Consider the following 6,041-nt stretch of genomic DNA (forward strand, 5'->3'; position numbering starts at 1 on the left):
CCCCCCCACGTCTCCCCGGGGGGGGGGGGGGCCACCCGGGGGGGGGGGCTCGGGCCGCCCCCCCCCCCCCGGGGGGCGCCGGCCCCCCCCCCCCCCCCCCCCGGGTGGGGTCGTCTCGCGTCGAGCACTGCCGCAACGACCCCACCCGTCCATCCGCCTTCGGCGGCTGTCCACTCTCCCCTCAAGGGGGAGGGAAGGCACCCATCTTCGCCGCGATGCCGCGCATGACAGCCTCGTCGGCCGCCGCACGCGGCTTCCGCGATGCAACCAGGCAGGCCTGCGAGCGCAGGATGACGCCGTCCGCCAAAATCTTCAGGTGATTGGCGCGCAGCGTCGAGCCTGACGTGGTGATGTCGACGACGACATCGGCCAAACCCGCCGCCGGCGCGCCTTCGGTGGCGCCGAGGCTCTCGACGATGCGATAGACCTGGATGCCGTGCTTTTGCGAAAAAAACTGCTGCGTCAGCCGCCAGTATTTTGTGGCTATCCTGAGCCGCCTGCCGTGGCGCTGGCGGAAATCGGCGGCGACATCGTCGAGGTCGGCCATCGTATCGACGTCGAGCCAGATGTCGGGCACCGCCACCACGACATCGGCATTGCCGAAACCGAGGCGGGCGACGATCTCAGCGCGCGCCGCCCAATCGGCGAGGCTTTCGCGCAACAGATCCTCGCCGGTGATGCCGAGGTCGACCGAGCCCTGGCCGATTTCGCCTGCGATTTCCGAGGCCGACAGGAACGCCACCTCGACCGCTTCCACGCCTTCGATGCGGGCGCGATACTTGCGCTCGTCGCCGGGCAGGCTGACGGCAAGCCCGGCCTTGGCCAGCACCTCCAGCGCCTGCTGCTTGAGCCGGCCCTTCGATGGAATCGCCAGCGTGATCATTGCGCCTTCTCCCGCAACGCTTCGATGCGGTCGAGCCAGACGGAAAAGCCGACGCCGGGGATCGGCGTTTTCGCGCCGAGCAACGTCAGCAGCCGGTCATAGCGGCCGCCGCCGGCCAGCGGCCGGTCACCGTTTTCCGCCGCGATCTCGAAGACCAGGCCCGTGTAGTAATCGAGCGGACGGCCAAAGGCGGCGTCGTAGCGGATTTTTGCCGTGGACAGGCCAAGCGCTTCGATCGCCTTGGCGCGAGCTGAAAAATTCTCCAGCGCCGCGCCCAGCGAAACGCCGGCGCCGGCTGCGAAGGTTTCGAGCGCTTTTGCCGCGCCGTCGAGCGTCACATCGATCGCCAGAAAATCCTTAAGCGCCGAAAATGCCTCGTTCGACAGCCTGACGCTGCGCAGCTCGGCCTTTTCGATCAAGCGCCGCGCAATCTCGGTCGGCGACCGTCCGGCCGACGCCGACAGACCCGCCTGTTCCATGCCGCCGGCGATGTGCGAGGAAAGCGCTTCCAGATTGCCGTCGAGGACAAGGGCTGCGACCGCGCCGGCAAGCTGGCCGTTGCGCGGCGGATTGGCGAGGTCGGCCAGCGCTGCCTCCAGCATCGCCGCCGAACCGAAGGCGCGGGCCAGCCGCATGCGCCAGCCGCGCGGCAGGCCGAGTGCGGCGAGCACCGCCTCGAAAACAGTCTGGTCGCCGAGCGTGATCGTTGGTTCCTGGGCCGGCAGCACCAGCGAAAGCAGCGCATGCGCATCGGCCAGCGATCGGGCATCGGCCTGTGCGATGTCGCCGTCGCCGAGATCCTCGATGCCGGCCTGGAAAAACTCGTTTCCGCCCTCGCGGCGCTGGCGAAACACCTCGCCGAGATAGGAATAGCGGCGCGGCGTGCCGGCTTGACTGGCAATGTGGTCGAGGCAGACCGGGATGGTGAACTCCGGCCGCAGGCAAAGCGTCTGTCCGGTCTCGCTTTCGGTGAGGAAAATACGCCGGCGCAAATCCTCGCCGGCCATATCGAGGAACGGGTCGGCCGGCTGCAGCACCGCCACCTCGACCGCATGCGTGTTGCGCGCGGCGAAGAGTTTTGTGATGTCTGATGCGATGGCGGGGTAGCGGGAGGTCATTGATCGGTTGGGTGCGAGGCACCCCCCTCTGGCCTGCCGGCCATCTCCCCCTCAAGGGGGGAGATTAGTCTCGTCGCAGCCTTCGCCCTATTTTCAAGGTTGAAAGGTAAGTGCCGGCGGTACGGCTGCCAATCTCCCCCCTTGAGGGGGAGATGGCCGGCAGGCCAGAGGGGGGTGTTCACGCGCCGCCCTTCGCACGGTCGGCCGCCTGTGCCGCCAGTATCTTTCTTACCTCGCCAACCAGATCGCTTTCCGCCACCGTCACCTGCGCCGGACGCGCGGAGCGCCATTCGGCGTTGTCCACAATCTCCGCCGACATCCGGGCGCCCTCGATCAGGTCCTTGATCTGCACCTCGCCCTTCGCCCGCTCGTCGCCGCCCTGGATGATGGCGACCGGGCTGCCGCGGCGGTCGGCATATTTGAGCTGCGCCTTCATGCCGGCACCGCCGAGATACATTTCGGAACGGATGCCGGCGGCGCGCAGCTCGGCCACCATTTTCTGGTAGCGGCCGAGACTGTCCGTGTTCTTGTCCATGGTGAGCACGACGACCGGCGCGATCACGTCCGATGTATCGAGCTTGCCGAGGTTCTTCAGCGCCGTCATCAGCCTGGAGACGCCGATGGAAAAGCCGGTCGCCGGCACCGGCTCGCCGCGAAAGCGCGAGACGAGGCCATCATAGCGCCCGCCACCGCCGACCGAGCCGAAGCGGACGATTTTTCCCTCCTCGTTGGGAATTTCGGCCAGCAGTTCGGCTTCGTAGACCGGGCCGGTGTAATATTCGAGGCCGCGGACGACGGAGGGGTCTATGCGAATGCGGTCCGGACCATAGCCGGCAGCCAGGACAAGCGCTTCAATCTCTTTGAGTTCAGCAAATCCCGCTTCGGCCGTGGGGTTGGCCTCAAGTACTCTGTTCCATTTTCCTACATCGTTTTTGAGCCCAGCCTCGACGTGTTGGTTGTGAAGAACGACGGCGACAATGAACGCTGCTTGAACTTCGTCTAGCCCAGCCCCCTTTGTAAAATCCCCCTCGCCCTCTTTACCGCCGTCCCAGCGACCTTTGCCCAGCAAAAGCTTGACGCCTTCCGGTCCAAACTTGTCCAGCTTGTCGATCGCGCGCAGCACCTGCAACCGGCGCCCAGCATTCTCGTCGCCGCCAAGGCCGATCGCCTCCAGCACGCCGTCGAGCACCTTGCGATTGTTGACCCTAATGATGTAGTCGCCGCGCTTGATGCCGAGCGCTTCCATCACGTCGGCCATCATCATCGCCATTTCGGCGTCGGCCGCGACACCTGGCGTGCCGACCGTGTCGGCGTCGAACTGCATGAACTGGCGGAAGCGGCCAGGGCCGGGCTTTTCGTTGCGGAACACCCAGCCGGAGCGGTAGCTGCGATAGGGTTTCGGCAGGCGCTCAAAGTTTTCAGCGACAAAACGGGCCATCGGCGCGGTCAAATCGTAGCGCAGCGACAGCCACTGGTCGTCGTCGTCCTGGAAGGAGAACACACCCTCGTTCGGCCGATCCTGATCGGGCAGGAATTTGCCCAGCGCATCGGTGTATTCGATCAGCGGCTGGTCGACCGGCTCGAAGCCGTACAGCTCATAGACCGAGCGGATCGTCGCCATCATCTTCTCGACGGCACGGATATCCTCGGCGCCGCGATCGACAAGCCCGCGCGGCAGCCGCGCTTTCATCTTTTCCGATTTGTCGGCCATGGCATGGGTCTTTTCGCTAGGTAAAGCTGACTTGTTTCGAGTGGGCGTGTCCTAACCGATGGGGCTTGGCGCGGCAAGGGTTTGCTCCCTGCCTTCTCCCCGTGCGGGAGAAGCCAAGAAGCTGAAACAATTCCGCCATAAGCGCGGCATCGTGCCGACACAATCGCAGCCGATAAAGCGCGCCGAAACAAGGGGGTCGGGCCATGACCTTGGCGCAGAAATTCGACATCATCGACAGCCGCACCTGCGAACTGCCCGCCCAGTTGCGCCCGGCCGATCATCATGCACCGGGACCTGCAGCCCAAATGGCGGGACCGTTCGAGGTTGCCGCAGACAAGCGTACGGGGCCGACCATGCGCGATGCGCTGCTGACCAGCCTGCTCGTGATCTATCCGGCGTTTGCCACGATAGCGGCTATCGTTGCCGGGCTCTTTCTGGCGGGCGCCGGCGCTTGAGTTGTTGAGCGCCCGTTGCCTTCTCCCCTTGTGGGAGAAGGAAAAAGAAGGGAGCTACTTCGGCCTTTTGAACGCCTTGCGCTCCACCTCGACCTGCTCGCGGCAGACACAGCCTTCGAGATGGTCGTTGACCAGCCCCATGGCCTGCATGAAGGCGTAGACGGTGGTCGGGCCGACAAAGCTCCAGCCGCGCTTCTTCAGCTCCTTCGAAATCCGCACCGAGACTACCGTGGTCGGGTTGGCGCGCAGATGGGCGAGATCGACGATTTCGGGCCGTTCGTCCGGGCCGGGTTCGAATTTCCAGAACCAGGCCGCCAGCGAGCCGGCCTCGTCGGCCAATTCACGCGCGCGCCTGGCGTTGTTGATGGTCGAGACGATCTTGCCGCGGTGACGAATGATGCCGGCATTTCCGAGCAGGCGCTCGACATCCTGTTCGGTGAAGGCGGCGATCCTGTCGATATCGAAGCCGGCGAACGCCTCGCGAAAATTCTCGCGCTTGCGCAATATGGTCAGCCAGGACAGGCCCGACTGAAAGCCTTCGAGGCAGATCTTTTCGAACAGCCTGCGGTCGTCGTCGACCGGCCGGCCCCATTCGTGATCGTGGTAGTGCAAATAGTCCGGCAGATTGCCGTGCCAGAAGCAGCGCGCGATACCATCGGGTCCAGCGAGCAGGCCTGTCTTCTCATCCATGGCGGAATTCCATTGCTTAATGCGCCTCAGCGCTGCCTTTACCGCGGCTTTACCAGATTCCTGAACCGGCCGGTAACCACACCGAAAGCTTTACTGACAATGCAGCATTTTACGCATTCCGATTCACGTTTCGGTTGCTGCTCCGCGCCCAATGTTCGCGACATCGGGGACGCTTGTGCGCCCCGGCATGTTCGACGATCAGGGTGCGTTCCGATGAAGACATTTTTGTTCCCGCTGCTCGGCGCCGCAGCTGTGCTGGCCACTGCCGCTACATCCTCCAGCGCCAACGACCGCTATGCCGACAGGCCACCGGTGATGGTGAGCCCCGACCTTTCGGCGCCCTGGGTGCTGCAGCTTGGCCGCGCGCCAGGCATCGTCCGCCAGAACCGGCAAGAGGTGCAAAAGCCGCAGCGCCGTTCTCAGCGGCAGGCGCAACCGGCTCAGCTGCACACGGCGGCGGTGCAGGCGCCGTCAAAGAAGCGCATTATCGCGCGCCCGCAGATCAACCCGATCTATCTGCCGCAGGAAGTCGCCTATGACGGCCCGGAGAAGCCGGGCACGATCGTCATCGATACGCGGGAGAATTTTCTCTATCTGGTCGAGAACAACGGCAAGGCGCGGCGCTATGGCGTCGGCACCGGCAAGCCGGGCTTCGAATGGGCCGGCAAGCACAAGATCTCGCAGAAGAAGGTCTGGCCCGAATGGCGACCGCCGGCGCAGATGATCTCGCGCGAGGCCGCCAATGGCCGTTATCTGCCGACCTATGTCGCCGGCGGCGTCGAGAACCCGCTCGGCGCGCGCGCGCTTTATCTCGGTTCGACTCTCTACCGCATCCACGGCACCAACCAGCCATGGACGATCGGCGGCGCCGTGTCGTCGGGCTGCATTCGCATGCGCAACCAGGACGTCGTCGATCTCTATGAGCGGGTCGATGTTGGCACGACGGTTGTGGTGATGTAATCTGCGGTTGATTTTGTTGCCGAGTCTGTCAAGAAGTCTCGGGATCATCAGAATACGGGGGACGGGCCGTGTGGGGATACGGTCGGTCACGAAAGGGGGGGGGGGGGGGGCGGGGCGCGCCGCCGCCCGCGGCCCGCCGCCCGGGCCCCCGGGGCCGGCCCCCCGACGGGCCGCGCGCGGGGCGGGGGGGGGGGGGGGGGGGGGCGGCGGGGGGGGGGGGCGGG

At 65.4% G+C, this 6,041-nt stretch carries 6 protein-coding genes; 2 read left to right on the forward strand and 4 right to left on the reverse strand.

What is annotated here, in order from left to right:
• Positions 1-181: 181 nt before the first annotated feature.
• From hisG to hisS, 3 genes are all read right to left on the reverse strand, one after another.
• Positions 182-883, reverse strand: coding sequence for an ATP phosphoribosyltransferase (hisG, locus tag AC0L3D_RS35755; protein ID WP_023800357.1), 702 nt, complete (start codon positions 881-883; stop codon positions 182-184).
• Complete coding sequence (locus AC0L3D_RS35760; protein WP_473630488.1) at positions 880-2,001, reverse strand: ATP phosphoribosyltransferase regulatory subunit; 1,122 nt, start codon at positions 1,999-2,001, stop codon at positions 880-882. Before AC0L3D_RS35760 ends, hisG begins: the two co-directional genes overlap by 4 nt.
• Positions 2,002-2,179: 178 nt before the next feature.
• The gene (gene hisS / locus AC0L3D_RS35765; RefSeq protein ID WP_128166181.1) at positions 2,180-3,712 is read right to left on the reverse strand and encodes a histidine--tRNA ligase; all 1,533 of its coding nucleotides are present in this window, start codon (positions 3,710-3,712) and stop codon (positions 2,180-2,182) included.
• A 203-nt stretch (positions 3,713-3,915) separates the two neighbouring features.
• Between hisS and AC0L3D_RS35770 the strand changes: the two genes are divergently transcribed.
• On the forward strand, positions 3,916-4,167 hold the full coding sequence (locus AC0L3D_RS35770; RefSeq protein WP_473630487.1) for a hypothetical protein: 252 nt from the start codon (positions 3,916-3,918) through the stop codon (positions 4,165-4,167).
• A gap of 54 nt (positions 4,168-4,221) precedes the next feature.
• Here AC0L3D_RS35770 and AC0L3D_RS35775 read toward each other — a convergent pair whose 3' ends face one another.
• A complete protein-coding gene (locus tag AC0L3D_RS35775) occupies positions 4,222-4,857 on the reverse strand; it encodes a DNA-3-methyladenine glycosylase I (protein ID WP_128175214.1) in 636 nt (211 codons plus the stop codon).
• A gap of 213 nt (positions 4,858-5,070) precedes the next feature.
• Here AC0L3D_RS35775 and AC0L3D_RS35780 point away from each other — a divergent pair, with 213 nt between their 5' ends.
• Positions 5,071-5,817: a L,D-transpeptidase gene (locus AC0L3D_RS35780; protein ID WP_473647429.1), complete on the forward strand. Its 747-nt coding sequence runs from the start codon at positions 5,071-5,073 to the stop codon at positions 5,815-5,817.
• The last annotated feature ends 224 nt before the right edge of the window (positions 5,818-6,041 follow it).

Source organism: Mesorhizobium sp. WSM4837 (assembly GCF_055811435.1).